The sequence below is a fragment of the Acinetobacter sp. 24-47-67 genome (assembly GCF_056779735.1).
On the sequence record NZ_JBWYIK010000043.1, the window covers coordinates 1 to 346 of the forward strand.

The window sequence follows — 346 nt, forward strand, 5'->3', positions numbered from 1 at the left end:
AGAAGCACAAACAAAAGTGACAGCGTTACCTGAGGCAGTACAAGCAGAAAAAGATGCGCTACAAGGTCGTTTAAATGATCTGGTTGATATCACTTTACCAACAGTAAATGACGAAGATGAAGATGGTGTTGTTGATGATATTGGTGAAGCTCTAGCAGCGGCTGAAGCAGCAGTAGAGGCAGCAGAAGCAGCATACGCTGCGGCAGAACAAGCGCTGATCGATGCAAATGCCAATGGTCTCATCACCCCAACAGAACTTACTGCACTGACTAAAGCACGTGATGATGCACTTGCTGCGAAAACAGAAGCACAAACAAAAGTGACAGCGTTACCTGAGGCAGTACAA

Annotated in this window: 1 protein-coding gene; it reads left to right on the forward strand. The window is 46.0% G+C overall.

The features are described from left to right. Positions 1-346: GA-like domain-containing protein (locus tag AC1M9K_RS14590; RefSeq protein ID WP_481589650.1), on the forward strand; the 346-nt coding region annotated here is incomplete at both ends.